Source organism: Streptomyces sp. NPDC101166, from assembly GCF_044768125.1.
Taxonomy (GTDB): Bacteria; Actinomycetota; Actinomycetes; order Streptomycetales; family Streptomycetaceae; genus Streptomyces.
The window spans coordinates 176,734-202,689 of record NZ_JBIWPF010000003.1 but is presented as its reverse complement, the minus strand read 5'-3'; the positions used below and the strand labels follow the sequence as shown (position 1 = coordinate 202,689).

The 25,956-nt window shown below is 72.8% G+C and carries 24 protein-coding genes; 12 read left to right on the top strand and 12 right to left on the bottom strand.

Annotation, left to right across the window (positions count from 1 at the left end; genetic code table 11):
* Window positions 1-64 precede the first annotated feature (64 nt).
* On the top strand, window positions 65-877 hold the full coding sequence (locus ACIRS4_RS07750) for an SAM-dependent methyltransferase (protein WP_404191532.1): 813 nt from the start codon (window positions 65-67) through the stop codon (window positions 875-877).
* 24 nt (window positions 878-901) lie between these two features.
* Here the strand turns inward: ACIRS4_RS07750 and ACIRS4_RS07745 are convergent, their stop codons facing one another.
* On the bottom strand, window positions 902-2,371 hold the full coding sequence (locus ACIRS4_RS07745) for a PLP-dependent aminotransferase family protein (protein WP_404191530.1): 1,470 nt from the start codon (window positions 2,369-2,371) through the stop codon (window positions 902-904).
* A 47-nt stretch (window positions 2,372-2,418) separates the two neighbouring features.
* Here ACIRS4_RS07745 and ACIRS4_RS07740 point away from each other — a divergent pair, with 47 nt between their 5' ends.
* Window positions 2,419-2,973: a carboxymuconolactone decarboxylase family protein gene (locus ACIRS4_RS07740; RefSeq protein ID WP_404191528.1), complete on the top strand. Its 555-nt coding sequence runs from the start codon at window positions 2,419-2,421 to the stop codon at window positions 2,971-2,973.
* A 116-nt stretch (window positions 2,974-3,089) separates the two neighbouring features.
* Here the strand turns inward: ACIRS4_RS07740 and ACIRS4_RS07735 are convergent, their stop codons facing one another.
* From ACIRS4_RS07735 to ACIRS4_RS07725, 3 genes are all read right to left on the bottom strand, one after another.
* Complete coding sequence (locus tag ACIRS4_RS07735) at window positions 3,090-4,577, bottom strand: glutamate synthase subunit beta (protein WP_404191525.1); 1,488 nt, start codon at window positions 4,575-4,577, stop codon at window positions 3,090-3,092.
* Between the two features lie 154 nt (window positions 4,578-4,731).
* The gene (locus ACIRS4_RS07730; protein WP_404191522.1) at window positions 4,732-5,211 is read right to left on the bottom strand and encodes a DUF1772 domain-containing protein; all 480 of its coding nucleotides are present in this window, start codon (window positions 5,209-5,211) and stop codon (window positions 4,732-4,734) included.
* A gap of 156 nt (window positions 5,212-5,367) precedes the next feature.
* Window positions 5,368-6,072 carry a DUF2293 domain-containing protein gene (locus tag ACIRS4_RS07725; protein ID WP_404191519.1) on the bottom strand — a complete coding sequence of 235 codons (705 nt, stop codon included), beginning with the start codon at window positions 6,070-6,072 and terminating at the stop codon, window positions 5,368-5,370.
* A 279-nt stretch (window positions 6,073-6,351) separates the two neighbouring features.
* On the opposite strand from ACIRS4_RS07725, the gene ACIRS4_RS07720 reads away from it, so the two are divergent.
* The 3 genes from ACIRS4_RS07720 (at window position 6,352) to ACIRS4_RS07710 (ending at window position 8,479) form a co-directional block, all read left to right on the top strand.
* A complete protein-coding gene (locus ACIRS4_RS07720) occupies window positions 6,352-6,993 on the top strand; it encodes a uridine kinase (RefSeq protein WP_404191516.1) in 642 nt (213 codons plus the stop codon).
* A gap of 128 nt (window positions 6,994-7,121) precedes the next feature.
* Window positions 7,122-7,556 carry a CBS domain-containing protein gene (locus ACIRS4_RS07715; RefSeq protein ID WP_404191513.1) on the top strand — a complete coding sequence of 145 codons (435 nt, stop codon included), beginning with the start codon at window positions 7,122-7,124 and terminating at the stop codon, window positions 7,554-7,556.
* 128 nt (window positions 7,557-7,684) lie between these two features.
* Window positions 7,685-8,479: a methyltransferase gene (locus ACIRS4_RS07710; protein WP_404191510.1), complete on the top strand. Its 795-nt coding sequence runs from the start codon at window positions 7,685-7,687 to the stop codon at window positions 8,477-8,479.
* A 45-nt stretch (window positions 8,480-8,524) separates the two neighbouring features.
* Here ACIRS4_RS07710 and ACIRS4_RS07705 read toward each other — a convergent pair whose 3' ends face one another.
* From ACIRS4_RS07705 to ACIRS4_RS07685, 5 genes are all read right to left on the bottom strand, one after another.
* Window positions 8,525-9,547 (bottom strand): carbohydrate kinase family protein, encoded by a 1,023-nt coding sequence (locus ACIRS4_RS07705; RefSeq protein WP_404192094.1) that lies wholly within the window; start codon window positions 9,545-9,547, stop codon window positions 8,525-8,527.
* Window positions 9,548-9,549: 2 nt separating this feature from the next.
* Complete coding sequence (locus ACIRS4_RS07700) at window positions 9,550-10,458, bottom strand: pseudouridine-5'-phosphate glycosidase (RefSeq protein ID WP_404191507.1); 909 nt, start codon at window positions 10,456-10,458, stop codon at window positions 9,550-9,552.
* Window positions 10,459-10,643: 185 nt separating this feature from the next.
* A complete protein-coding gene (locus tag ACIRS4_RS07695) occupies window positions 10,644-11,912 on the bottom strand; it encodes an MFS transporter (RefSeq protein WP_404191504.1) in 1,269 nt (422 codons plus the stop codon).
* Between the two features lie 131 nt (window positions 11,913-12,043).
* Complete coding sequence (locus ACIRS4_RS07690; RefSeq protein ID WP_404191501.1) at window positions 12,044-12,598, bottom strand: methylated-DNA--[protein]-cysteine S-methyltransferase; 555 nt, start codon at window positions 12,596-12,598, stop codon at window positions 12,044-12,046.
* Window positions 12,599-12,651: 53 nt separating this feature from the next.
* Window positions 12,652-13,521 (bottom strand): glycerophosphodiester phosphodiesterase, encoded by an 870-nt coding sequence (locus ACIRS4_RS07685; protein ID WP_404191499.1) that lies wholly within the window; start codon window positions 13,519-13,521, stop codon window positions 12,652-12,654.
* A gap of 275 nt (window positions 13,522-13,796) precedes the next feature.
* Here ACIRS4_RS07685 and ACIRS4_RS07680 point away from each other — a divergent pair, with 275 nt between their 5' ends.
* The 6 genes from ACIRS4_RS07680 to ACIRS4_RS07655 all read left to right on the top strand — a co-directional run bounded on the left by ACIRS4_RS07680 (window position 13,797) and on the right by ACIRS4_RS07655 (window position 22,223).
* Window positions 13,797-14,666: an MHYT domain-containing protein gene (locus ACIRS4_RS07680; RefSeq protein WP_404191496.1), complete on the top strand. Its 870-nt coding sequence runs from the start codon at window positions 13,797-13,799 to the stop codon at window positions 14,664-14,666.
* A 40-nt stretch (window positions 14,667-14,706) separates the two neighbouring features.
* Entirely contained in the window at window positions 14,707-16,854 is a 2,148-nt protein-coding gene (uvrB, locus tag ACIRS4_RS07675; RefSeq protein ID WP_404191493.1) for an excinuclease ABC subunit UvrB, read from the top strand.
* 151 nt (window positions 16,855-17,005) lie between these two features.
* Window positions 17,006-17,584, top strand: a complete 579-nt coding sequence (locus ACIRS4_RS07670) for a TerD family protein (RefSeq protein ID WP_351915773.1) — start codon at window positions 17,006-17,008, stop codon at window positions 17,582-17,584.
* A 76-nt stretch (window positions 17,585-17,660) separates the two neighbouring features.
* A complete protein-coding gene (locus tag ACIRS4_RS07665) occupies window positions 17,661-19,700 on the top strand; it encodes a TerD family protein (RefSeq protein ID WP_404191490.1) in 2,040 nt (679 codons plus the stop codon).
* A 300-nt stretch (window positions 19,701-20,000) separates the two neighbouring features.
* Window positions 20,001-21,002: a TerC/Alx family metal homeostasis membrane protein gene (locus ACIRS4_RS07660; protein WP_404191487.1), complete on the top strand. Its 1,002-nt coding sequence runs from the start codon at window positions 20,001-20,003 to the stop codon at window positions 21,000-21,002.
* A gap of 120 nt (window positions 21,003-21,122) precedes the next feature.
* Window positions 21,123-22,223 carry a calcium:proton antiporter gene (locus ACIRS4_RS07655; RefSeq protein ID WP_404191485.1) on the top strand — a complete coding sequence of 367 codons (1,101 nt, stop codon included), beginning with the start codon at window positions 21,123-21,125 and terminating at the stop codon, window positions 22,221-22,223.
* Here the strand turns inward: ACIRS4_RS07655 and ACIRS4_RS07650 are convergent.
* On the bottom strand, window positions 22,213-23,484 hold the full coding sequence (locus ACIRS4_RS07650) for an MFS transporter (RefSeq protein WP_404191482.1): 1,272 nt from the start codon (window positions 23,482-23,484) through the stop codon (window positions 22,213-22,215). The genes ACIRS4_RS07655 and ACIRS4_RS07650 overlap by 11 nt on opposite strands.
* A gap of 96 nt (window positions 23,485-23,580) precedes the next feature.
* A complete protein-coding gene (locus tag ACIRS4_RS07645; protein WP_404191479.1) occupies window positions 23,581-24,627 on the bottom strand; it encodes a S66 peptidase family protein in 1,047 nt (348 codons plus the stop codon).
* Between the two features lie 85 nt (window positions 24,628-24,712).
* Between ACIRS4_RS07645 and aroQ the strand changes: the two genes are divergently transcribed.
* The gene (gene aroQ, locus ACIRS4_RS07640) at window positions 24,713-25,186 is read left to right on the top strand and encodes a type II 3-dehydroquinate dehydratase (protein ID WP_404191477.1); all 474 of its coding nucleotides are present in this window, start codon (window positions 24,713-24,715) and stop codon (window positions 25,184-25,186) included.
* Between the two features lie 25 nt (window positions 25,187-25,211).
* Here aroQ and ACIRS4_RS07635 read toward each other — a convergent pair whose 3' ends face one another.
* Window positions 25,212-25,937: an amino acid ABC transporter ATP-binding protein gene (locus ACIRS4_RS07635; protein ID WP_404192091.1), complete on the bottom strand. Its 726-nt coding sequence runs from the start codon at window positions 25,935-25,937 to the stop codon at window positions 25,212-25,214.
* Between the last annotated feature and the right edge of the window lie 19 nt (window positions 25,938-25,956).

Sequence of the window (25,956 nt, the reverse complement as noted above, 5' to 3'; positions counted from 1 at the left end):
CTGATGCTCAACTTCCCTATTTTGGTCCTTACTTGATCACCCACTGTGTCCTACGGAGTGCCTCATGACCGGGCCGGACCCCACCGCCGCCGTCCACATCGACACCAGCACGCCCCATCCGGCGCGCATGTACGACTGGTACCTCGGCGGCAAGGACAACTACCCCGTCGACGAGGCGATGGGCCGGCAGATGCTCGCCCTCGACCCGCGCGTGCCGGTCATGGCACGCGTCAACCGCGCCTTCATGCACCGGGCCACCCGCTGGCTGGCCCACCACGGCGTACGGCAGTTCCTGGACATCGGCACGGGCATCCCGACCGAGCCGAACCTCCATCAGGTCGCCCAGGAGGTCGCACCCGACGCGCGCGTGGTCTACTGCGACAACGACCCGATCGTGCTGGCCCACGCGGCCGCGCTGCTGCGCAGCACTCCCGACGGCGTCACGGAGTATCTCCAGGCGGACGTCCGCGACCCGGCCGCCATCGTCGAGGGGGCCAGGAAGATCCTGGACTTCGACCGGCCCGTGGCCCTGTCGCTGGTCGCCCTGCTGCACTTCGTCCCTGACGAGGACGGCGCGCACGACCTGGTCGGCCGGCTCCTCGCCGAACTGCCGTCCGGCAGCTACCTGATGATGACCCACGCCACCGCCGACTTCACCCCCGAGGAGTCCGCGGCGGCCACGGCGAAGCTCAAGGCGGCCGGCGTCACCCTCGCGCTGCGCTCCCGTGAGGAGTTCGCCCGCTTCTTCGACGGCCTCGACCTGGTCGAGCCCGGTGTCGCCGTGGTGCCCGACTGGCACCCCGAACTCGGCGAGCCCGTGCCCGGCCAGGACGACGGCGTCATCCCGGGGTACGGGGCGGTGGGCCGCAAGCTCTGACGCGCCCCCGCCGAGGGGCGTTCCCTACGGCGGCGGCAGCACGGCGCACAGCGCGTCCAGTGCCGCCCCGTAGGCGTGCTCGGGAGGTGTCGCGTATCCGACGACCAGTCCGTCCCCGACCGCCGGGTCCGCGTCGTGCGCCGTGCGCGCCTGCGGATGCCGGAACTCCGCGAGCCCGTCCAGTGCGACGCCCTGCCAGGCCGCGGCCTTGAGCGTGGAGCGCTCGGTGCCCGGCGGCAGCCGCAGCACCGCGTGCAGCCCGGCGGCGACCCCCGTCACCTCGACGTGCGGCGCGTGTTCCGCCAGCGCCTCGACCAGCCGGTCCCGGCGCCTGCGGTACCGCTGCCGCATACGCCGCACATGACGGTCGTAGGCCCCGGAGGCGATGAAGTCGGCCAGGCTCAGCTGGTCCAGGACGCTCGCCCACGCCTCCCGCTCCCCCTTGACCGCGAGGACGCCGTCCACGTACCGCTCCGGCAGCACCATCCAGCCCAGCCGCAGCGCCGGGGACAGGCTCTTGCTGACCGAGCCGATGTGGACGACCCGTTCGGGATCGAGGCCCTGCACGGCGCCGACCGGCTTGCGGTCGTAGCGGAACTCGCCGTCATAGTCGTCCTCCAGCACCACGGCGTCCCGCGCGTGTGCCCAGTCGACGACGGCGGCGCGCCGACCTGGGTGCAACGGGCCGCCGGTCGGGAACTGGTGCGCCGGGGTGAGCAGGACGCCCCGCTCGCGCTCCAGCAGTCCGACGCGCGCCCCGTCGTCGTCGAGGGGGAGCGGGACCGTCCGCACGCCCGCCGCCGTCAGCAACCGCCGGTGGAAGCCGAGCCCGTAGGCCTCCACCGCCAGCGGGCCGCGCAGCACCGCGTCCCCCGGCCCGCCGCTGCCCTTGCCCTTCGCGTGGCCGGGCTCGAACAGCAGCCGCAGGGCGTGCGCGAAACCGGAGCAGATCACGATGCGCCCGGGATCGGCGCGCACGCCACGCGCGCGTGCCAGATACTCGGCCAGCGCCTCCCGCAGCTCCCGGCGGCCGGCCGGATCGCCCGGTCCGAACACCTCGCTGGGCGCCCCCTGCAGAGCCCGCCGGTAGGACGCCAGCCAGGCCGCGCGCGGGAACGACGACGCGTCCGGACTGCCCTGCCGCAGATCGTGCCGCGGCCCACGCGCGCGGGGTGGCGTCCTCCTGGGCGCCCGCGCCGCGGCCCGCGCAGGCTCCGCGCGGTCGGCGACCCGGGTGCCGGAGCCCTGGCGAGCCGTCAGCCAGCCCTCCGCCACCAGCTCCGCGTAGGCGTCGGCCACCGTGTTGCGGGCGACGCCGAGGTCGGCGGCGAGCGACCGGTACGGCGGCAGCCGGGTCCCCGGGGCCAGCCGCCCGGCGCGCACGGCCTCCCGCAGCGCCCCGGTCAGCGCTGCCCGCCGACCGCCCGGCGCGGACAGCTCCAGATGCAGGTCGACACCGATGCGCTCCGCGTAATTGACCCATGATTCCCCCATGGAAATGCACCCTACAAGGGGTCTTTACGGCCCGTAGGTTGAGGGACATGACGAACACGACGACGCACACGGCCGGCACCACGACCACCGCTACGGCGGCGCACACGGACGGCGCCGTGGTCACCCCCGACATCGCCACCGCCGAGGCCGCGCGCACCCGCCTCGACTTCGGGAAGTCCGCCCGAAAGGCCTTCCGCGCTCTCGTCGGTTTCGACGCGGCGGCCCGCGACGGCGTCGACCCGGCACTCGTCGAAATCATCCAGATCCGCGCCTCCCACCTCAACCACTGCGCGTACTGCCTGCACATGCACACCAACGACGCCCGCAAGGCCGGCGAGAGCGAGGACCGGCTGCACATGGTCCCCGTCTGGCGCGAGGCCCGGCACTTCTTCACCGAGCGGGAGCAGGCCGCGCTGGCGCTCACGGAGGCGATCACGCGCGTGGCCGACGGCGGCGTCCCCGACGACGTCTACGCCGAGGCCGCGGCCCGGTTCGACGACGAGGAGCTCGCCCAGGTGATCGCCCTGATCTGCACGATCAACACCTGGAACCGGGTCGCCCTGGCGACGGGCAAGGTGGCGGGCACCGACGAACGCCCCTGACGCCCTACGGGCGGGCGCGGGCGACGCCGCGGCACTCGGACGCCCGTCGGCCGGGCGTACGGTCAGACGCTCATCGGCCGGGCGTACGGTCAGACACTCATCGGCCGGTCGCACCGTCAGACGCTCATCGGCCGGTCGTACGGCCCGATCGGCGCCGGCAGGCGTGAACTCCCCGTCAGATGGCGGTCGACGGCCGCGGCCACCGCCCGGCCCTCCGCGATCGCCCAGACGATCAGCGACTGCCCGCGCGCCGCGTCCCCGGCCGCGAACACCCCGGGCACGTTCGTCGCGAAACCGGCGTCCCGTGTGATCGTGCCGCGCGGCTCCAGGGCCAGCCCCAGCTGCTCGACGAGCCCGTCCTCCCGGTCGGGCCCGGAGAAGCCCAGGGCGAGCAGCACGAGGTCGACGGGGAGCGTCCGCTCGCTGCCCCGCACCGGCCTGCGGCGCGCGTCCACCTCCACCAGGTGCAGCGAGCGGACGTGCCCGCTCTCGTCGCCGCTGAAGCGGAGCGTGGACGCGGCGAACAGGCGCGCGTCCGCGTCCGCCGCCGGCGCGGTGCGAAGATCGCGCGCCTCCTCGTGCGCCGCCGAGAGCCGGTAGACCTTCGGATAGGTGGGCCAGGGGTCGGTGTCCTCGTCGCGCTCCTCTCCCGGCTGGGCGTAGATGTCCAGCTGGGTCACCGACGCGGCGCCCTCCCGGACGGCCGTCCCCAGGCAGTCCGCCCCGGTGTCGCCGCCGCCCACGATCACGACGTGCTGTCCGGCGGCCGACATGGGGGACGCCTCCAGATCGCCCTCGCGCACCCGGTTGGCCAGCGGCAGATACTCCATGGCCTGGTGTATGCCGGTCAGCTCCCGCCCCGGCACACGCAGTTCGCGCCAGGCGGTGGCGCCGGTGGCGATCACCACCGCGTCGTAGCGGGACCGCAGATCGGCGGCCATGACATCGCGCCCGACCTGGGTCGACGTACGGAACTTGGTCCCCTCGGCGCGCATCTGCCCGATGCGCCGTTCCAGATGGTGCTTCTCCATCTTGAACTCGGGGATGCCGTACCGCATCAGCCCGCCGAGCCGGTCGTCCTTCTCGTACACCGCGACGGTGTGCCCGGCCCGGGTGAGCTGCTGGGCCGCGGCCAGCCCGGTGGGACCCGAGCCGATCACCGCCACCGTCCGACCGGACAGCCGGTCCGGGGGCCGCGGCGGTGTGAACCCCTCGCTCCAGGCCCGGTCGGCGATGGCGGCCTCGACGTTCTTGATGGTCACAGCGGGCTGGTTGATGGCGAGCACACACCCCGCCTCGCAGGGCGCCGGGCACAACCGGCCGGTGAACTCGGGGAAGTTGTTGGTCGCGTGCAGCCGGTCGCTTGCCGCGAGCCAGTCCTCGCGCGACACCAGGTCGTTCCACTCGGGGATCAGGTTCCCGAGCGGGCAGGCGTCGTGACAGAAGGGGACGCCGCAGTCCATGCAGCGATCGGCCTGCTCGCTGATGATGGGGAGCAGCGCTCCGGGGACGTACACCTCGTCCCAGTCCCGGACCCGCTCCTCGACGGGCCGGCGGGGCCAGTCCTGGCGGGGCGTGGTCATGAATCCCTTGGGATCGGCCATGGCCGTGTTCCTTGCGTACGCGTGCGGCGAGCCGTGCGTCTCCAGGCGGCGCCGCGTCTTCGGACGGCGCTCTTGCGGCCACGATACGTCGTGGCCCTGGTGAGCGCAGGACCCTGACAGCGCTTTCTCGCCCACCGGGAGACAGCCCCCGCTCTCAGGCGAGCGCCAGCACGTACGCGAGGGCCGCGCCGGCCGCGGCGACGGTGCGGGCGTGGTTCCACACCGTCCACTCCCGCACGTACGCCGGCCAGTACGCGACCGCCTCCGCGGTGCCCGGCTCCAGCCCGGCCAGCGTCTCGTTGCGGGGCACGTTCGCCACCACGGTCACCCCGAACGAGCCGAACAGATACAGCGCGCTGCCCACCAGCAGCAGAACGGCCCCCTCGTCCGGCCACAGCACGAACGTCACCACCGCGATCATCGCGCACAGCACCGCCGTACCGAGGAAGACGACCATGAACGCCGGTGTCGTCGCGGCCGCGTTGACCGCGTTCATCGCGGCCACCCCCTGCGCGGGAGGCAACGCGGCCAGCCCCTTCATCACGAAGGTGGAGAAAGCGCAGAACACGCCCGCCATCAGCCCGGTCCCCAGCACCCCGAGCACCGTCAGCACGAAGTACGGCTCATCGATCATGTCAACTCCACCTCCAGGTCCTGGCTGCCCCGATACCCCGCACGCCCCGTCCGTCACCACTGAACCCGCGTGCGGCGCCGACGGCCATGGCCCAGAGCCGCGAACGCATACGCCGGCGTCCAGCGCACGCGTGGGGGGCGCAGTCCGGGCGCGCGCTCAGGACCCTGCGGAGCCGAACCGCCCCTCCCAACCCCAGGCCCGCAGCACCGCCACCACCTCCGCCGCGATCCGCAGCCGCGCCTCCCGGCGCGGCACGCCGCCCATCAGCAGCCGGTCGTACGGCGTGTCCAGATGCCGTACGGAGGCCACGACCGCCGACACCACCGCGCCCTCGGCCAGTGCCCGCCCGGCCGCAGTGCGCCCGACCCGCCCGCTGCCCCGCACCGACGCGTGCGCGGCGACGCTCCACGCCCGCTCGGCCGGACAACAGGGGAACAGCCGCCGAACCTCCGCCGCGAACGCCTCCACGAACCGTTCGTCCCGCGCCGCCCGCAGCCGCGCGTCGCGCGCCCTGCGCCGCCGCCGCGCCTCGGCGTCCGCCAGGCACCGCACCTCGGCCCGGGCCAGCCCCGCCTCCTCGACGAGCACGCCCTGCCGCTCGTAGCGCCCCTTGCGCCGGTTGAACCGGACGACGACCGCCGACAGCGCGCTCTCCTCCCGCGACCTGCGCGTCAGCGCCGCGTCGCCGCGCGGCAGGAACACCAGGTGCCCCAGATCGGCGCAGCCGAGGCAGCGTGGCGCGCCGTCCTCCAGGACGAGCATCGGCAGCGGCCCGCGCCGGCAGCCCGCGCAGTGGCGGCGGCGCAGCGGCTGCAGGACGAGGAGCCCACCGGGGCCCGGGTGAGGTGCGAGAGCCGGCATACCGGCTTCCTTCCCCGCGACGAGTCCGGCTGCGCGCCGGCTGGTGTCCTTGCCGGTGGTGAGTCCGGCTGCGCGCCGGCTGGTGTCTTTGCCTGGGGTGAGTCCGGCTGCGCGCCGGCTGGTGTCCTTCCCGGTGGTGAGTCCGGCTGCGCGCCGGCCGGTGTCCTTCCCCGCGGCGGGCCCGGCTGCGCGCCGGCGTGTGAGGCAGGCGTTCCGGGCCGCGCGGCCGGGTGCCGTCTCCCGCCCCGGCCGTCGGCGGCGAGGCCCGCCTGACGCATCATGGGCCGTGTGCGACTCGAAGCGATCACCTGGGAACGGCTCGGCGACCACCTCGCCGACCGGCTGCTCGACCTGGAGCCGGGCGACGGAAGTCCCTGGCCGCGCGTCGCCTTCGACGGCGCCCCGGCGGCCCGCGCCGGGGACCTCGCCGAGCGGGTCGCCGAGGCCCTGCGCGTACGCGGCCGGCCGTCCCGGGTCGTCGACACGCACGGCTTCCTGCGCCCCGCTTCCCTCCGCCTGGAGTACGGCCACCAGGACGTGGAGGCCTACTACGACGGCTGGTTCGACACCGGCGCGCTGTGGCGCGAGGTGTTCGGCCCGCTCGAAGCCGGCGGCGACGGCCGGATCCTGCCCGACCTCCGGGACCCCGTCTCCGACCGCGCCACCCGCAGCGACTACGTCCGACTCCCGCCCGGCGGGGTCCTGTTGCTGCACGGGCCCCTGCTTCTGCGGCACTGGTTCCCCTTCGACCTGACCGTCCACCTCCGCCTCTCCCCGGGCGCCCTGCGCCGCCGCACCCCCGAGGCCGACCACTGGACGCTCCCCGCCTTCGAGCGCTACGAGCAGGACACGGACCCGGCCGGCACGGCCGACGTTCTCGTACGGACCGACGATCCGCGCCATCCCGCGTGGAACGGCTGAGGCCACGAGCGAAGGTGCGCCCCTCCATCCGGCCGGTGAGAATCGAAGGACGCCGCGAAACGACACCCCAGGGCGCCGGGAGCGGCGCGATCCGCGTCGCGTCGGCCGCCCGCACCGGGAGGAACACCATGACCACCGCCGGACAGATCATGCACCGGGGCGCCCAGTGGATACCCGCCCACGAGACCCTCGACCGCGCCGCCCAGCTGATGCGCGAGCTGAACGTCGGCGCCCTGCCCATCAGCGACGAGAACGAGCGGCTCTGCGGCATTCTCACCGACCGGGACATCGTCGTGGGCTGCGTGGCCAGGGGCCATGACCCCGCCAAGGTCACCGCCGGGCAGATGGCCAAGGGCACCCCGCGCTGGATAGACGCCGACGCCGAAGTCGACGAGGTGCTCCGGGAGATGCGGGACCACCAGATCCGCAGGTTGCCCGTCATCGAGGACAAGCGCCTCGTGGGCATGATCAGTGAGGCCGACCTCGCCCAGCACCTGACCGACGACCAGATGGCGACCTGGGTGGAGAGCGTCTACGCCAGGACCGGCGCGGGCCCCCGGTGACCCGCGTGGACACGCCGTCGGCCCCTCGGTGACCCGCCCTCGGCTCATCGCCGGCCGAAGCCCCGGACCGGGGCGACCCGGCCGCGTCGACCACCGCGGACGGCCCGGACGGCTGCGATGATCGCCGCATGACGCGAACCGACGGGTATCTCCTCGACAACCGACGCGACGAGGCGGGAGAACGCTTCGAGGCCTTCGCCGCGCTCTTCGACCCCACGACGTTCCGCCACCTCGAAGGGCTCGGGATCGGACCGGGCTGGCGCTGCTGGGAGGTCGGCGCGGGCGGCGTCTCCGTGGTGTCCTGGCTGGCCAAGAAGGTCGGCCCGACCGGGAAGGTCGTCGCCACCGACATCGACACCTCCCGGCTGACGCCCGCCGCCCGTCCGCCGGTGGAGGCGCGCGTGCACGACGTCGGCGCCGAGGAGCCGCCGGGGGAGGGCTTCGACCTGGTGCACGCCCGGCTCGTTCTGGTCCATGTGCCGGAGCGGGAGCGGGCGTTGCGCTCGATGGTCAAGGCGCTGCGTCCCGGCGGACGGCTCCTGCTGGAGGACGCCGACCCCGCCCTGCAACCCCTGCTCTGCCCCGACGAGCACGGCCCCGAGCAGCAGCTCGCCAACCGGCTGCGGCACGGGTTCCGCTCGCTGCTGGAACGCAGGGGCGCCGACCTGTCCTACGGCCGCAAGCTTCCCCGCCTGCTGCGCGAGGCCGGGCTGCGACAGGTCGAGGCCGACGCCTTCTTCCCGCTGACCTCGCCCGCCTGCGCGGCCCTGGAGTCGGCGACGGTCCGTCAGATCCGCGCCGACCTCGTCACCGCCGGCATCGCCACCGACCAGGAGATCGACCGCCACCTCGCCAACGTCGCCTCCGGCGGTATGGACCTGGCCACTGCGCCGATGATCTCCGCGTGGGGGCGGAAGGGATAGGGCGCCCGGCCGAGGGGCGGCCGGTGGCCCCGGGCGGCGGTGCGCTCAGCCGGTGACCGTCCTGTCCGCCCTCGGCGTCGCGTGGTCGCCGGGCGCGGGCGGTCTGCCGCCCACGCGTTCCACCGCGTGAGCGCCCGCCGCGCAGCCCTCGGCGGCCGCGTCGCCCGGGGCGGCTCCGGCGAGCAGGGCCGCGAGGAACGCGCCCGTGAAGGCGTCGCCGGCTCCCGTGGTGTCGCACGGGGTGGCCGGGACCGCGGGAACGCGGGCGATCACGGCGCCGCCCCGGGCCACCACCGCACCGTCCGCGCCGTGCTTCGTCACGACCAGCGGGAACTGACGGCTCAGGGCGGCCGTCGCCTGTGCCCCGTCCGACCGGCCCGTCAGCAGACAGGCCTCGTCATGGCTCGGCAGCAGCACGTCCACACCCTGCACGAGCGTCAGGAAACGCTCCACGCCCAGCTTCACCAGGAACCCCGCCGACGCCGGATCCAGGCTCACCGGCACGCCACGCGCGTGTGCCGACGCCAGCGCCGTGCGCACCACCGCCCGCCCGGACGCGGAGAACAGCAGGTACCCCGACAGATGCAGCCGGCCGACCCCGTCCAGCAACGCGTCCGACCAGTCGTCCGGCTCCAGCCGGAGGGACGCGCCGCTGTCGGTGAGGAACGTCCGCTCGCCCGCCGCCCCCGTGTCGACCAGGCAGATCACCGTGCCCGTCGTCGCCTCGGGATCGACGACGAGCCGGGGCCGCACCCCGCAGGCGATCAGCGCCCGCTCGTGCCAGGCCGCCCCGTCCGCCCCCACCCGGCCGAGCAGCCGTACGTCCGCACACCCCCGGTGCGCCGCCCAGCACGCCACGTTGGCGCCCGCCCCGCCCGGCAGGGTCCGGATCACGGAGGCCGTGTCGGTGCCCGAGGCCAGCGGTCCGCGATGCCGTGCGACGACGTCCGTCACGACGTCCCCCACGACCAGCAGCGCCCCGCCCGAACCGCCCTCACGGCCCCTGCCGGAGGCGCCCTCACCGGCCCCGCCAGGGCCGGCGCCGGGCGCCGCCCCGGCGGGCCCCACGCTCACGCCCCGGCCCACGCCGACGCGATCCGCCCGGCCAGCCGCACGTTCCCCCGCACCGCCGCCAGGTTGGCGCTCAGCGACGCGCCGTCGGTGTGCCGGACCAGGTAGTCGAGCAGGAACGGGGTGACGCCCTGACCGGTGACGCCCTCCGCCGCGCACGCGTGCAGCGCGTCGGCCAGCACGCGCGCGTGCAGACCGGGATCGAGCTGCTCCGCCTCGGGCACGGGATTCGCGACGATCAGCGCCGACTCGGGCCCGCCGAGCTCGTCCTGCGCGCGCATCACGTCCGCCACCTGCGCAGGGCTCTCCAGCCTCCAGTCCACGGGATGACCCGAGTCGGACAGGTAGAAACCGGGGAAGCGGTCCGTGCCGTACCCGGCCACGGCGACGCCCAGCGTCTCCAGGCGCTGCAGGGTCGCGGGCACGTCCAGGATGGACTTCACGCCCGCGCACACGACCGTGATCCGCGTGCGCGCCAGCAGGCCGAGGTCGGCCGACTCGTCCTGGCTCGCCGTCCACTCCCGGTGCACCCCGCCGAGCCCGCCCGTGGCGAACACCCGGACGCCCGCCAGGGTGGCCAACAGGGCCGTCGCCGAGACGGTGGTCGCGCCGCTCGCCCCGGAGGCGACCGCGAGCGGCAGGTCGCGGTGGCCCAGCTTGCGGATGCCGTCCTCGTTGGCGACCCGCTCCAACTGCTCCTTGTCCAGACCGACATGGGGGCGCCCGTCCAGCACGGCGATCGTCGCGGGCACAGCGCCCTCCGCACGCACCACCGCCTCCAGCTCCCGCGCCACCTGCAGGTTGCGTGGGCGCGGCAGCCCATGAGCGATGATCGTGGACTCCAGGGCCACCACGGGGCGACGCGCGTCGACCGCCTCCCGCACCTCTTCCGACACCACCAGCACCACGAGCCGGCCTCCCGTCGATCGGTCCTGCCTCGTCTCTGGATCTCTGGCGGGCGGGACGCCCGGTCAAACCCCCGCAGCCTGTCGGCGACGCCACCGGCCCGGGACGCATGACCGGCGACACCCGCCCGGGACGCACGAGCGGCACGGCCGGCCCGAGGCGCATGACCGGCCGCACGAGGCCGGCGCTACGCCCGCAGGACCTTGCCCCGGGTGAACAGCGCCAGCGCGGCCAGCGGAAGGAGCAGACACGCCGCCACCAGGTTCAGCCATCCATAGCTCGCCCGGGCGACCACGAGGCCGGCGACCGCTCCGCCGATGCCCGCCGAGGCGTTCATGACGAGGTCGGACAGCCCCTGTGCGGCGGCCCGCGCGGGCTGCGGCACGGCGTCGGTGAGCAGCGCCGACCCGGAGACCAGCCCCGCCGACCAGCCCAGACCGAGCACGAAGAGCCCTGCGGCGGTCTGCCCGTTGCTGCCGCCCGCCGTGCCGGACAGGAACAGCGCACAGGCCAGCAGCCCGGCCGCCAGCCCCGTGACGGACAGCCGCCCCACCCGGTCCGCCAGCCGCCCCATCAGCGGGGAGAACGCGTACATGCCCGCGATGTGCACGCTGATGACCAGCCCGATCAGATCGATGCCGGCGCCGTGGTGGGCGAGGGCGACCGGGGTCATCGACATGACCGACACCATCGCCGTGTGGGACACGGCGACCGTCACCAGCGCGAGCCGCGCGAGGGGCGAGGAGGCCACCGCGGACAGCCCCGCGCGCAGGGAACGGGCCTCGGCCGACCGCTCCTCCTCGGGCGCGAGCGACCGTGCCGTCAGCAGGGGGTCCGGGCGCAGCAGGACGGCGATCACCACCGCCGAGATCAGGAAGATCCCGGCCGCCCACAGGAACGGTCCCGCCGCCGCGGGTATCCCCAGGGGGGAGACGCTGCGGCCGGCGGGCGCGGCGATGTTCGGGCCCAGGACCGCGCCGACGGTGGTCGCCCACACGACGAGCGAGATGGACCGGGCCCGCCGGTCCGGCTCCGCCAGGTCGGCGGCCGCGTACCGGGCCTGGAGGTTCGCCGCCGACGCCGCGCCGAACGCGGCCATCCCGCACAGCAGCAGCGGGAAGCTCCCGATCCGTGCCGCCAGCACGACGAGACCGCCGCCCAGCGCACCCACGAGGTAGGCCAGCACCAGCCCGGGCCTGCGGCCCCGCGCGGTCATCAGCGCGGCCAGCGGCACCGACAGCACGGCCGTGCCGGCGACGGTCGAGGTGGCCGCGAGCCCGGACAGCGCCTCGGTGCCGCTGACCTCCTGCGCCAGCACGGCGGACAACGCGATGCCGGTGGCGACGCCCAGCCCGCCGAGGATCTGGCCGACGACCAGCACCGCGGTCGTGCGGCGTCGCAGCGCGGGCAGCAGCTCCGCGCTGACGGTCGGGAGGGCCCCCTCCACAGCGGTCACGACGTCCACCCGGCCTGGTGGAGGCGGTCGCTGGACCGAGCCGGCCCCCGGCCGGACGGATACGTGTGCGTGTCATGAATGGTCACTGGCGCAGTGTCCCCCTTGCCTGCCTTCCCGCCCATCCCGCGGCCTCAGAACAGCGGCTCGGGCAGCACCCCCTCCAGCGCGAGCAGCTTCCGCTTGGCCTCCAGTCCGCCCCCGAACCCGCCGATCCCGCCGTCGCTCTCCACGACCCGGTGACAGGGCACCACGACGGGAAGCGGGTTGGCGCCCATCGCCAGCCCCACCGCCTGCGCGGCCCGCGGCTGCCCCACCCGTCTCGCCAGCTCGCCGTACCCCACCACCGCTCCGTACGGCACGCCGGCGGCAAGCTCACGCAGCACCCGCCGGTTGAAGCCGGAGATCAACGACCAGTCCAGCGGCAGCTCGAAATCCTTGCGCGCGCCGGCGAAGTAGGCCACCACCTGAGATGCCGCCTCCGCCAGCAGGGGGGCGGCGGGCGCCTCGACCGGCTCCGCCCCCAGCCGGTCCGCGAGACGGCCGAGCGCCCGGTCCCGCACCGCGTCGGCGGCGTGAAAGACGACGTTGACCAGCCCCTCGTCGGTCGCGGCCAGCAGCAGCGGACCGATGCCGGTACCGACGACGGTCCACACGACGCGCTGCTCGTTCTGCCCCTGGCTGTCCATGCGCCCACCGTACGACCCGCCACTGACAACGCACCCCGGGCGCCCGGCGGGCTTCAGGGCGAGGCCAGCGCCTGCCGGACCACGTCGGGCTTGTCGGTGATGAGGCCGTCGACGCCGTAGCCGGCCACGCTGCGGGCGAGGGCCGCGTCGTCGACGGTCCAGACGAAGATCCTCAACGGCCTGCCGTGCGGCCCGGCCGTCGCGTGCACGGCGGCGACGTACTCCGGCGAGAGGGAGACGTGCGAGGGATTGATCAGATCGGCGAAGCGGGCGCAGGCCGGCAGGTCCGCCACCGCCGGTCTGCCGAGCAGTCCGGTCGTCACCGCCGGGTCGAGGTCGTGGACCGCGCGCAGGCTGGCCGCGCTGAAGCTCTGCACGATCAGCCGGCCGCGCAGGTGGCGCCGGTCGAGCCAGTCCTCGTCGCCGAGCACCTTGAGGATCTGCTGTTCGATCCCCGGATACAGCTCAGGGTTCTTGATCTCCAGCAGCAGCCTCTGGTGGTGGCGCTCCACACGGCGGACGTACTGCGTCAGCGTCGGCACGCGCGTGCCCGCGTACGCGGGGGCGAACCAGCTGCCCGCGTCGAGCCGCGCGATCTCGGCAGCCGTGAAGTCCTGCACCTTCCAGGGGGAGCGCCCGGGAAAGACCTCCTCGACGTCGGTGGTCCGCTCCAGGCTCTCGTCGTGGACGACGACGAGTTCACCGTCCTTGGTGCGCTGCACGTCGTTCTCCACCCACGACACGCCCAGGCCGGCCGCCGCGTCGACGGCGGCGAGGGTGTTCTCCGGGGCCCGGGCGGACGCGCCCCGGTGGGCGATCAGGGCAGGCCGGACGCCGACGGCCGCGGGGGCGTCGACGACGGGGAGCAGGAGGGCGACGGCGCCCAGGAGCGCGGTGGCCGGGGCGACTGCGCGCGCGTGCATTGCGGACTCCTCGCATCAAGATGTCACGTTCAGCACCACTGTGGCAGCGGAGAGTCATCGGCGGCGGCGGTTCAGGATGCCCACAGAAGGAAAGACGGCGTCCTGGCCCGCTCACCAAGGCCGCACAAGTGGGGCAAGGACGTGATTCTTTGCCGGAAAATCGTTCGACCATTGCGGTGGGGGTCATACTTTCTGCGTCATCCCCGGCCGCTCGCGCGATCTGGGAAGGGGCGCGCTTCAGGAAGTCCAGCAACAGGGCGGAAGGGCAACCGCGCATGCACGGCACGGTCGACGGATTCAGCTACGGACTCGTCACACCGCTGGTGGCCTACCTCATGGCCTGCCTCGGCGGTGCGCTCGGCCTGCGCTGCACGACCAGAGCCCTGCTCGTGGCCCACTCCTGGCGCCCCGGGTGGCTCGCCCTGGGCGCGGCGGCGATCGGCTCCGGCATCTGGACCATGCACTTCATCGCCATGATGGGTTTCTCGGTGGCGGGCGCCCCCATCCACTACGACAAGCCGATGACCTACGCCAGTCTGGGCGTCGCGATCGTCATGGTGGGCGTGGGGATCTTCATCGTCGGCTACCGGGGCGCGACCGGGACCGCGCTGTTCACCGGCGGCACCATCACCGGACTGGGCATCGCGTCCATGCACTACCTGGGCATGGCCGGGATGCGCTTCAACGGCAGGTTCGAGTACAACACGCTGACGGTGGCGCTCTCCGTCGCCATAGCCATGGCCGCCGCCACCGCCGCCCTGTGGGCCGCCGGCCAGGTCAGGGGCTTCCTGTGGAGCGTCGGCGCGAGCCTCGTCATGGGACTGGCCGTGACCGGCATGCACTACACGGGCATGGCCGCCCTCAGCGTCCACCTGCACACCACCGGCGCCCCCTCCCAGGGCGACTCACCGGCCGGTCTGCTCGCGCCGATGCTGATCGGCCCCCTCGCCTTCCTCTGCCTCGCGGGCGTCGTCGTGATGTTCGACCCGCTGATGGTCATGGGCAGGCCCGACCGGATGCCGGAACGGACCGGGCGGGGCGCCCCCGCCCGCCCCGCTCACCCGGCGCACACCGCCCGGCGGCCCCCGCAGCGCACCCGCAGCAAGGTGACCGCCCACGAGTCCCGGACCCCGCAGAACCGCTGATCGGACCCCGTTGTCAGTGCCGGGTCGTACGGTTGATGGCATGCGGCCCGTTTCCCACATCGAACGCACGGTGGCGCCCTTCGAGGTCGTCAGTCCCTACCAGCCCAGCGGCGACCAGCCCGCTGCCATCGCCGAACTCGCCAAGCGCGTCGAGTCCGGCGAGAAGGACGTCGTCCTGCTCGGCGCGACCGGCACCGGCAAGTCCGCCACCACCGCGTGGATGATCGAGAAGCTCCAGCGCCCCACGCTCGTCATGGCGCCGAACAAGACGCTGGCCGCCCAGCTGGCGAACGAGTTCCGCGAACTGCTGCCGAACAACGCGGTCGAATACTTCGTCTCGTACTACGACTACTACCAGCCCGAGGCGTACGTCCCGCAGTCGGACACCTACATCGAGAAGGACTCCTCGATCAACGAGGAGGTCGAGCGGCTGCGGCACTCCGCGACCAACTCGCTGCTCACCCGCCGCGACGTCGTCGTGGTCGCCTCGGTCTCCTGCATCTACGGCCTGGGCACGCCGCAGGAGTACGTGGACCGCATGGTCCGGCTGAAGGTCGGCGAGGAGATCGACCGGGACGAACTGCTGCGCCGCTTCGTGGACATCCAGTACACGCGCAACGACCTGGCGTTCACCCGCGGCACCTTCCGGGTGCGCGGCGACACGATCGAGATCTTCCCGGTCTACGAGGAACTCGCCGTCCGCATCGAGATGTTCGGCGACGAGATCGAGGCGCTGTCCACGCTGCACCCGCTCACCGGCGAGATCATCAGCGACGACGACCAGCTGTACGTCTTCCCCGCCTCCCACTACGTCGCCGGCCCCGAGCGCCTGGAGCGGGCCGTCAACGACATCGAGAAGGAACTCGTCGAGCGCCTCGCCGAGCTGGAGAAGCAGGGCAAGCTCCTGGAAGCCCAGCGCCTGCGCATGCGCACCACCTACGACATCGAGATGCTCCGCCAGATCGGCAGCTGCTCCGGCGTGGAGAACTACTCGATGCACTTCGACGGCCGCTCGCCCGGATCCCCGCCCAACACCCTGCTCGACTACTTCCCGGACGACTTCCTCCTCGTCATCGACGAGTCCCATGTCACCGTGCCGCAGATCGGCGCCATGTACGAGGGCGACGCCTCCCGCAAGCGCACCCTCGTCGACCACGGCTTCCGGCTGCCCTCCGCGCTCGACAACCGCCCCCTGAAGTGGGAGGAGTTCCAGGAGCGCATCGGACAGACCGTCTACCTCTCGGCGACGCCCGGCAAGTACGAACTCTCCCGCGGCGACGGCGTCGTCGAGCAGATCATCCGCCCCACCGGCCTCATCGACCCGGAGGTCGTCGTCAAGCCGACCGAGGGCCAGATCGACGACCTGGTGCACGAGATCCGCGCGCGCGTGGAGAAGGACGAACGCGTCCTGGTCACCACGCTCACCAAGAAGATGGCCGAGGACCTCACCGACTACTTCCTCGAACTCGGCATCCAGGTCCGCTATCTGCACAGCGACGTGGACACGCTGCGCCGGATCGAGCTGCTGCGTGAGCTGCGGGCCGGCGAGTTCGACGTACTCGTCGGCATCAACCTGCTGCGCGAGGGCCTCGACCTGCCCGAGGTCTCCCTGGTGGCGATCCTCGACGCCGACAAGGAGGGCTTCCTGCGCTCCGGCACCTCGCTGATCCAGACCATCGGCCGCGCCGCGCGCAACGTCTCCGGTCAGGTGCACATGTACGCCGACAAGATCACCCCCGGGATGGAGCGGGCGATCGAGGAGACCAACCGCCGCCGGGAGAAGCAGATCGCCTACAACGAGGCGAACGGCATCGACCCGCAGCCGCTCCGCAAGAAGATCAACGACATCGTGGCGCAGATCGCCCGCGAGGAGGTCGACACCGAGCAGCTGCTCGGCACGGGCTATCGCGCGAAGAAGGACGGCCGGGGCGCCAAGGCGCCGGTGCCCGCTCTCGGCGACAAGGCCCTGGGGGCGGCGAAGCCGGCCAGGCCCGCGAAGGGCAAGGCCAAGGAGACGGTCCCCACCGACCGTCCGGCGGCCGAACTCGCCGAGCAGATCGAGGCGATGACCGAGCGGATGCGGGCCGCCGCCGCGGACCTCCACTTCGAGGTCGCGGCCCGACTGCGCGACGAGGTCTCCGAGATGAAGAAGGAACTGCGCCAGATGAAGGAGGCCGGTCTGGCCTGAGGTGCCGGAGGGGCCCGCCGCAGGACGCTCTGTGTTGCAAGAACGACACAAAGTCCGGGCGTGGGTACGGCACTGTCAGTGCCCTTGCGTAGGGTTTTCGTCAACCGCGGGTTCCGCGGCAACAGGGGACAGCCGAGAGGGGAATCAGCGCGTGACCGTCAACATGACCAAGGGTCAGGCCATCAGTCTTCAGAAGAACGACGGAGGCAGCCTGACCGCGGTGCGCATGGGTCTCGGATGGCAGGCTGCACCTCGGCGCGGCCTGTTCGGCTCCCGCACCCGGGAGATCGACCTCGATGCCTCCGCCGTCCTCTTCGCGGACAAGCAGCCGGTCGACGTCGTCTTCTTCCGCCACCTGGTGAGCGACGACGGTTCCGTGCGGCACACCGGCGACAACCTCGTCGGCGGTGTGGGCCAGGGCGGCGACGACGAGGCGATCCTCGTCGACCTGTCCCGTGTGCCGGTCCACATCGACCAGATCATCTTCACGGTGAACTCCTTCACCGGCCAGACGTTCCAGGAGGTGCAGAACGCGTTCTGCCGCCTGGTCGACGAGACCAACGGCCAGGAGCTGGCCCGCTACACGCTCGCGGGCGGCGGCGCCTACACGGCCCAGATCATGGCGAAGGTGCACCGGGTGGGCTCGGGCTGGAACATGACGGCCCTCGGCACGCCGGCCAACGGCCGTACCTTCCAGGACCTGATGCCCGCGATCCTGCCGGCGCTGTAGGACGACGGTCCCAGCGGCACACGACAACACCACACACGACCGACGCGACCGACGCGACGCAGGGGGACGACAGGCGATGACGGCCGAGCTGGTGCGGGGACAGAACCACCCGCTTGTCGAGGTCCGCCTCGAGATCAGGGTCTCGGCCGGCACGCCGATCGTGGTGGGGGCCACGCTCGGCGACGAGAACGGCACGGTGCACGGAGTGGAATGGGTGGCCCACCCGGGCTCACCCGTCCTGCCCGGCGTCGAGGTCTCCCGTCAGGCCGCCGCCGAGCACCGCCTCGCCGTCGACCTGGACGCCGTCGCCGAGGCCGTGCACCGCGTCGGAGTGCTGCTCGCCCTGCCCACGGGCGTCGCGGGGCCCGCGAGCTTCGGCTCCGTCCCGGCCCCCTTCGTCGCGGTCACCGGCCTGGACGGAACAGAGGTCGCCAGCTACACCATCACCGGCCTGAGCGCGGAGTCCGCCGTCGTCGCCCTGGAGCTCTACCGGCGCCAGGGCGCCTGGAAGGTGCGGGCCATCGGCCAGGGCTACGCGGGCGGTCTCGCCGAGCTCCTCACCGACCAGGGCCTGCCGCAGGCCGGGCAGCTCGCGGCCGGCATCGACAAGGCGGTGGAGCAGGGCATGGCCCGCTCGGTGCCCGCCCCGCCCCCGCTCACGCCCGACGGCGGCCGCTCCCGGCAGACGGCGGGCCCCGCGCCCGGCCCCGACCAGAGCGGCTCTTCCCACGCCGGACAGCACCCCCAGAGCGGCCCCGGCCCCTACGGCCCGTCCCAGAGCGGTCCGAACGGCACACAGCCCCCGCAGACTCCCGCCGAACCACCGGCCGGCTACGTCACGGGCCCCGGACCCACGAACGCGCCGCCCACCCCGCCGCAGACGCCCGCCGCCGGCGGCCCGATCGACTACAGCCACCCGCGCAGGCAGAACACCGCCCCGCCCCCACCGCCCACCGCGCCCCCGGCCCAGCCCGGGCAGCCCGCCCAGCCCGTCGCGGGCGACGCCACCGGCTGGTCCATGGAGGAGCGGCTCTACAACCAGGTGTGGGGCATGTTCGAGGACCTGGCCCGCACCACGGCCGCCTATCGCAGCGCCGTCGACTTCGCCGACACACGGATGGAGAAGGAGCTCGACGAGCTCCTGTCCGACCCGCGTAGCCGGATCGGCGGACAGGGCGACGCCGCCCGGGAGAGCGCCCGCGCCAAGCACAGCCAACTCGTCGACCAGGCCCGCCAGGTCCTGGACCGCGACCTGGCCCAGCTCACCGCCGAGGCCGACGTGGTGGAACCGGCGCTTCCGCCGGCGTACGCGCGCTGGGACAACCCGGTCTGGCACGCCTACCGCGTCCCCATGGAGATGCCCATGGCCCTGCGCCTGGGCGATCTCCACCTGCCCGAGAGCGACCGGCTGCGCATACCGATGCTGATCCGCCTGCCGCTGGAGCGGGGCCTGTGGATCGACAGCGGGCGGACGGGGTCGGTCGACGGCACGTTCTTCGACTCCCACGAACTGCGTCGCCTCGCCCTGGAGTCGGCCGTGGCGCACACGGCACGGCTGCTTGCGGTGCATCCGGCGGATGAGTTCACCGTGCACGTCATCGACCCGGCCGGGTCGGGTGCGCAGAGCCTGGCGCCGCTCGTGCGGGCCGGTGTGCTCGCCGGTGAGCCGGCGGTGGGCGCGGCCGGTGTGACGGACGCGCTGGCCCGTCTCACCCAGCGCGTCGACCTGGTGCAGATGGCGGTGCGCGGCGGCGCGGCCGACTCGCTTCCGCCCGGCTTCGACACCTCCCAGCAGCTCCTGGTGGTCAACGACTTCCCGCACGGCTTCGACGACCGGGCCGTCAACCAGCTGCGCTATCTCGCCGACGAGGGTCCGGCCGTCGGCGTCCACCTGATGATGGTCGCCGACCGGGAGGACGCCGCCGGTTACGGACCGTTGCTGGACCCGCTGTGGCGCGGGCTGATGCGTCTGACGCCGGTGCCCGACGATCACCTCGCCGACCCCTGGGTGGGGCATGCCTGGACCTACGAGCCGACGCTGACGCCGCCCGGCAGCCGGGTGCTCGACACCGTGCTGGCGCAGGTCGCCCGAGCCCGGGGCTCCCGGCCCCGGTGAGGCCGGCCGAGAGGCCCGCCGGGCATCCGTAAAGCCTCGTAAAGCCGCTCTGAACAGCAGACTTGGCCTTTCTTTTGCCAAGCCCTTTACCAATCCTTGGTGATTGGGGTACTGTCTTTCTCAACGGAGGGGAGTACTCCCTGTCTGCTGCGGCGTACCCGTCAATACGGATCAGGCCAGATCCCGGGGCGTCGGCCCGTGTGGTCCCACGCGCTTCGGCGTGCCGGGGCCCGGGGTGGAAGAGACCTCCGGCAGCGCGACGACGCTGATCACCTGCCGTTACGTACTGCCGGAGGCGCAGTGGATGTTTCCGTGGGCCTGTGGGTCCTTACCATCGTGGGCCTAGCCGCCCTCATCGCGGTCGACTTCTTCATCGGCCGCAAGCCGCACGACGTGTCGCTCAAGGAAGCCGGCATCTGGACGGTCGTCTGGATCGTCCTCGCCGGACTCTTCGGGCTCGGGCTGTTCCTGTTCGGCGGCGGTCAGCCCGCCGGCGAGTTCTTCGCCGGCTTCATCACCGAGAAGTCGCTGAGCGTCGACAACCTCTTCGTCTTCGTCCTGATCATGGCGAAGTTCGCGGTCCCGTCGCAGTACCAGCAGCGGGTCCTGCTCATCGGCGTCCTCATAGCCCTGGTGCTGCGCGCGATCTTCATCGCCGCCGGCGCCGCCATCCTCGCCAGCTTCTCCTGGGTGTTCTACCTCTTCGGCGCCTTCCTGATCTGGACGGCCTGGAAGCTCATCCAGGAAGCCAGGGCCGACGAGGAGGACGAGGAGTTCGAGGAGAACAAGCTGCTCAAGGCCGTCGAGCGCAAGTTCGGCGTGGCCGACCGGTACCACGGCACCAAGCTGTGGATCGAGCAGAACGGCAAGCGGGTCATGACCCCGATGCTGGTCGTGATGCTGGCGATCGGTTCCACGGACGTCCTGTTCGCCCTGGACTCCATCCCCGCGATCTTCGGCCTGACGCAGGATCCGTACATCGTGTTCACGGCCAACGCGTTCGCGCTGATGGGTCTGCGCCAGCTGTACTTCCTCATCGGCGGCCTGCTGAGGAAGCTGGTCCACCTCAGCTACGGCCTGTCGATCATCCTGGGCTTCATCGGCGTGAAGCTGGTGCTGCACGCGCTGCACGAGTCCGGGGTGCACGTCCCCGAGATCAGCATCCCGGTCTCGCTGGGCGTCATCTGCTCCGTCCTGATCGTCACCACGATCACCAGCCTCCGGGCGTCGAAGAAGCAGGCGGCGGCCGGGGAGGCTGGGCAGGCGAGCGACGGCGCTCCGAAGGACAGCGTCGATGTCTGACGCGGTCCTCGAAGGCGGCGCCCGGCACAGCGCCGGGCGCCGACCCCGGCGCTCCACGCTCCGGCCGGCCGTGCTGGCGGCCGGAGTGCGCGGCCCGTACCGCTCTGGGACCATCGCAGCATGACGGCTCGGCTCAGGACGGTCACGGCCCGGTGGACGTCCCTCGTGCCGGTGCTCGCGGTCGTCATGCTGGTCCTGACCTGGGGCCGGGACCTGCCCGGCGTGATCGTCGTCGTCGTGACCGCGGTCCTCGCCGGATCCGTCCTGGCCGCCGTCCATCACGCGGAGGTCGTCGCCCACCGGGTCGGCGAGCCGTTCGGCTCGCTGGTTCTCGCCATCGCCGTGACGATCATCGAGGTCGCCCTGATCGTCACGCTGATGGTGGACGGCGGCGACAAGAGCTCCACACTGGCCCGCGACACCGTCTTCGCCGCCGTGATGATCACCTGCAACGGCATCGTCGGCCTGTGCCTGCTCGTCGGCTCGCTCCGGCACGGAACGGCGGTCTTCAACCCGGAGGGCACCGGCGCCGCCCTGGCCACCGTGGCCACATTGGCGACGCTCAGCCTGGTCCTGCCGACCTTCACCACCAGCAAGCCGGGACCGGAGTTCTCCGGCGTCCAGCTCACCTTCGCCGCCCTGTCGTCACTCGTCCTGTACGGCCTGTTCGTGGCCACCCAGACCGTGCGGCACCGCGACTACTTCCTGCCCGTCACCCGGCACGGCGACGTGATCACCGCGGACGACCACGCCGGCGCCCCGTCCTCCCGGACCGCGCTGATCAGCCTCGGGCTGCTGGGCCTGGCCCTGATCGGCGTGGTCGGCCTCGCCAAGGGCGTCTCGCCGACCATCGAGCACGGAGTCGAGGCGGCCGGACTGCATCATGCCGTCGTCGGCGTGGTCATCGCCCTGCTCGTCCTGCTCCCCGAGACCATCGCCGCCCTGCGCTCCGCCCGCCGCGACCGTGTGCAGACCAGCCTCAACCTCGCGCTCGGCTCAGCGATGGCCAGCATCGGCCTCACCATCCCCGCGGTCGCCCTCGCCTCCGTCTGGCTTTCCGGGCCGCTCGTCCTCGGCCTCGGCGCCACCCACATGGTGCTGCTCGCGCTGACCGTCGTCGTCAGCTCGCTCACCGTGGTGCCCGGCCGGGCCACCCCGCTCCAGGGCGGGGTGCATTTGGTGATCTTCGCGGCCTACCTGGAGCTGGCGCTCAATCCATAGCCGTCCGCGCCACCGTCGCGGGCGCCGGGCGCGTCTCCGGCAGCAGGGCGAAGCAGCCGAGGCTGAGCAGTGCGACGCCCGTCAGATACGCCCCCACGCCCCAGGGGACCCGCCCACCGTGCCCGGCGAGAGCCGTCGCGGCGAGCGGGGTGAGCGCACCGCCGAGGACGCCCCCGAGGTTGTACCCGACCGCCGCGCCCGTGCAGCGCACACGCGGTTCGTACAGCTCCGGAAGATAGGCCGCGATCACGGCGAACATCGTGACGAACGCGATCAGCGCCCCCGCGATGCCCAGGAACATGGGCAGCGGTTCGCCGGTCGCCAGCAGCGCGACCATCGGGAACATCCACAGGGCGGCCGCCGCGCACCCGACAAGACACAACGGCCGCCGCCCGTGGCGGTCGCCGAGCATCGCCATCAGCGGCGTCAGCGCCCCCTTGACCACCACGGCGGCCATCACGCAGACCAGCATGACGTTCCGGCTCACTCCCAGCCGCTCGGTGGCGTACGCCAGGGACCACGTCGTCACGGTGTAGAAGATCGCGTACCCCACGGCGAGCGCGCCGGCGGTCAGCAGGACGAGCCTCCAGTGGGAGCGCATCACCTCCACCAGGGGCACACGCGCGTGGTCGTCGATCTCCAGGAACCGGGGGCTCTCCGGCAGGGCGGAGCGCAGCCACAGCCCGATCGCGGCGAGCACCCCCGCCGCCCAGAACGGCACCCGCCACCCCCACTGCGCGAACTGCGACTCGCTCAGCGTCACCGACAGCGCGAGGACCACCCCGTTGGCGAGCACGAAGCCCACCGCCGGCCCGACCTGGGGGAAACTCGACCACAGGGCCCGCCGCCCGGCGGGCGCGTGCTCGGCGGTCAGCAGGACGGCGCCGCCCCACTCCCCGCCGAGCCCCAGCCCCTGCAGGAACCGCAGCCCGAGCAGCAGCAGGGGCGCGGCGACACCGATCGTGTCGTACGTCGGCACACACCCGACGGCGACCGTCGCGCCGCCGGTCAGCAGCAGGGAGACGACGAGGACCGGCCGGCGTCCGTGCCGGTCCCCGAGGTGCCCGAAGAGCACCGCTCCCAGCGGCCGTGCCAGGAAGCCCACGCCGAACGTCCCGAAGGCCGCCAGCGTCCCCGCGGCGGGGGAGAAGGACGGGAAGAACAGCGGCCCCAGGATCAGTGCGGCCGCGGTCCCGTAGACGAAGAAGTCGTAGAACTCGATGGCCGTCCCGGCGAGCGAGGCGGCCGCGAGCCGTGGCATGGAAGGCGCCCTCACGGTGCGTACGTCGTGCATGCCGCGTCAACTACCCACGGTGACCGCTGGTTACGGGGGGCGCGCGGAGGCGCGCCGTCCTCCTCAGTACGTGACCGTGATGCGCCGGGCGGGCCCGTCGACGCGCACGACGCCCCCGTAGGGGATCACCAACTGCGGGCCGGTGTGACCGAAGTCCACATCGAAGACGATCATGGTGTCTGGGGCATACACACGCATCGCGCGCAGCACGGCTTCGCGCTGCCCGGCAGCGTAACGGTCGGCCTCCTCCGGGCTGTTGGGGCTTTCGAAGGGCCAGGTCTTCGCCCGGCCCATCAGCAGCGCCGAGAAGCGCTGGAGCAGCCCGCGCTCGCCCATGTTGCGCAGGACCCGGAAGACCTCCTCGCCGCTCGGCATTTCCTCGGACGTCTCCAGCAGCAGCACCCCCGAGTCGTACTCGGAGAGGTCGCGCGCGATCTCCCGGTCGGCCATCAGCAGCCAGCCGACGATCTCCAGACAGCCGCCCCAACTGCGGCCCTCCACCACGCGGTCGGCGTTCCGCCAGATCCAGCCGCCGCCGGGCCGGGTCTCCGGTTCCGCCTCGAAGGTGGCCGGTTCGGCCCAGTCGCGGTCGACGTCGTTCCAGCGTTCGGCGGGCCTGAGCTCGTACTCGCCCGAGGTGAAGAGCGCGGCGCGCAGCGAGTCCGCGGTGAGCGGGTCCATGCGCACGGGCCGGCCCAGCGCGGTCATCACGGTCGCGCCGTGGTAGCCGACGATCCCCGTGTTGCGCAGATACATCAGCAGGTTCGTGTTGTCGCTCATCCCGAAGAAGGGCTTCGGGTTGGCCCTGATCAACTCCCGGTCCAGGAACGGCAGCACGGTGATCTGGTCGTCGCCGCCGATCGACGCGATGACCGCCTTCACGTCCGGGTCGGCGAACGCGGCGTGCAGGTCGTCGGCGCGCTCCTGCGGCGTCGCGCCCATCTTGCGGGTGGCCGGGTACTCGACCGGTTCGAGCCCGTAGTCCTCGCGCAGCCGCTCCAGGCCCAGTTCGAAGGGGCGCGGGAAGAGGCCGGGCAGGCCGGCGCCGGGCGAGACGACGGCTATGCGGTCGCCGGGGGAGGGCTTGGGAGGGTACGAGATCATGGTCATGCCGGGAGGGTACGGCCGGTGCCATGGCGGCGCATCGTGATAAACGGGGGAGGAGCAGCCCGCCTTCACCGAACCGGAGGACCCCGTGCCCCGCAGCCTGGCCAACGCCCCGATCATGATCCTCAACGGCCCCAACCTGAACCTCCTCGGGCAGCGCCAGCCGGAGATCTACGGCTCGGACACGCTCGCCGACGTCGAGACGATGTGCGCGAAGGCGGCGGCCGCGCACGGCGGCACGGTCGACTTCCGGCAGTCCAACCACGAGGGCGAGCTGGTGGACTGGATCCACGAGGCGCGGCTGAACCACTGCGGGATCGTCATCAACCCCGGCGCCTACTCGCACACCTCGGTCGCGATCCTGGACGCGCTCAACGCCTGCGACGGCCTGCCGGTGCTGGAGGTCCACATCTCCAACATCCACCGGCGCGAGTCGTTCCGGCACCACTCCTACGTCTCCCTGCGCGCCGACGGTGTCATCGCGGGCTGCGGCGTGCAGGGATATGTCTTCGGCGTGGAGCGGGTGGCGGCGCTGGCGGGGGCGGCCCAGGCCGACGCGTAAGCACCGGCCTCCAGGGCCACGCCCCTTACGAAGCCCCTGCTCCGGTGCGCCGCAGGAAACGCCGTGTGCGCTCCTGCCGAGGGTCGCCGAAGACCTGCTCGGCGGTGCCGCGCTCCAGCACCACGCCCCCGTCCAGGAAGCAGACCTGGTCGGCGACCTCACGCGCGAAGGCCATCTCGTGCGTGGCCAGCACCATGGTCATGCCGTCGCCCTTCAGATCGCGGACGACGTTCAGGACCTCGCCCACCAGCTCGGGATCGAGGGCCGCGGTGATCTCGTCGAGCAGCAGCAGCCGGGGGCGTACGGCGAGGGCGCGCACGATCGCGACACGCTGCTGCTGACCGCCGCTGAGCCGGTCCGGGTAGTCGCCCGCCTTCCCGGCCAGCCCGAGCCGCTCCAGCAGCTCCCGGGCGCGTTCCTCGGCCTGCGCGCGCGGGACGCCGTGCACGCGGCGCGGGGCGAGGGTGATGTTCTCCAGCACCGTCATGTGCGGGAACAGGTTGTACGCCTGGAAGACCACGCCGATCCGGCGCCGTACCGCGTCCTGGTCTGCGCGCGGGTCGGTGATCTCCTCGCCGTCCAGCCAGATCGCGCCGTCGTCGATGTCCTCCAGCAGGTTGGCGCAGCGCAGCAGCGTGGACTTGCCCGAGCCGGAGGCGCCGATCAGCGCGGTGACCGTGTGCGGGGCGACCTCCAGGTCGACGTCCCGAAGGACCACGGAGTCGCCGAAGGTCTTGCGGACGGACTCCATCCGCAGCAGGGGCGAGCCG

Coding starts and splice junctions, on each gene's coding strand:
- ACIRS4_RS07740 (WP_404191528.1), top strand. CDS start 2,419: ATGACGAACACGACGACGCACACGGCCGGCACCACGACCACCGCTACG.
- ACIRS4_RS07710 (WP_404191510.1), top strand. CDS start 7,685: ATGACGCGAACCGACGGGTATCTCCTCGACAACCGACGCGACGAGGCG.
- ACIRS4_RS07680 (WP_404191496.1), top strand. CDS start 13,797: ATGCACGGCACGGTCGACGGATTCAGCTACGGACTCGTCACACCGCTG.
- ACIRS4_RS07715 (WP_404191513.1), top strand. CDS start 7,122: ATGACCACCGCCGGACAGATCATGCACCGGGGCGCCCAGTGGATACCC.
- ACIRS4_RS07725 (WP_404191519.1), bottom strand. CDS start 6,072: ATGCCGGCTCTCGCACCTCACCCGGGCCCCGGTGGGCTCCTCGTCCTG.
- ACIRS4_RS07730 (WP_404191522.1), bottom strand. CDS start 5,211: ATGATCGATGAGCCGTACTTCGTGCTGACGGTGCTCGGGGTGCTGGGG.
- ACIRS4_RS07655 (WP_404191485.1), top strand. CDS start 21,123: ATGACGGCTCGGCTCAGGACGGTCACGGCCCGGTGGACGTCCCTCGTG.
- ACIRS4_RS07685 (WP_404191499.1), bottom strand. CDS start 13,521: ATGCACGCGCGCGCAGTCGCCCCGGCCACCGCGCTCCTGGGCGCCGTC.
- ACIRS4_RS07720 (WP_404191516.1), top strand. CDS start 6,352: ATGGGCCGTGTGCGACTCGAAGCGATCACCTGGGAACGGCTCGGCGAC.
- ACIRS4_RS07665 (WP_404191490.1), top strand. CDS start 17,661: ATGACGGCCGAGCTGGTGCGGGGACAGAACCACCCGCTTGTCGAGGTC.
- ACIRS4_RS07650 (WP_404191482.1), bottom strand. CDS start 23,484: ATGCCACGGCTCGCGGCCGCCTCGCTCGCCGGGACGGCCATCGAGTTC.
- ACIRS4_RS07745 (WP_404191530.1), bottom strand. CDS start 2,371: ATGGGGGAATCATGGGTCAATTACGCGGAGCGCATCGGTGTCGACCTG.
- ACIRS4_RS07690 (WP_404191501.1), bottom strand. CDS start 12,598: ATGGACAGCCAGGGGCAGAACGAGCAGCGCGTCGTGTGGACCGTCGTC.
- ACIRS4_RS07635 (WP_404192091.1), bottom strand. CDS start 25,937: ATGGAGTCCGTCCGCAAGACCTTCGGCGACTCCGTGGTCCTTCGGGAC.
- uvrB (WP_404191493.1), top strand. CDS start 14,707: ATGCGGCCCGTTTCCCACATCGAACGCACGGTGGCGCCCTTCGAGGTC.
- ACIRS4_RS07750 (WP_404191532.1), top strand. CDS start 65: ATGACCGGGCCGGACCCCACCGCCGCCGTCCACATCGACACCAGCACG.
- ACIRS4_RS07735 (WP_404191525.1), bottom strand. CDS start 4,577: ATGGCCGATCCCAAGGGATTCATGACCACGCCCCGCCAGGACTGGCCC.
- ACIRS4_RS07645 (WP_404191479.1), bottom strand. CDS start 24,627: ATGACCATGATCTCGTACCCTCCCAAGCCCTCCCCCGGCGACCGCATA.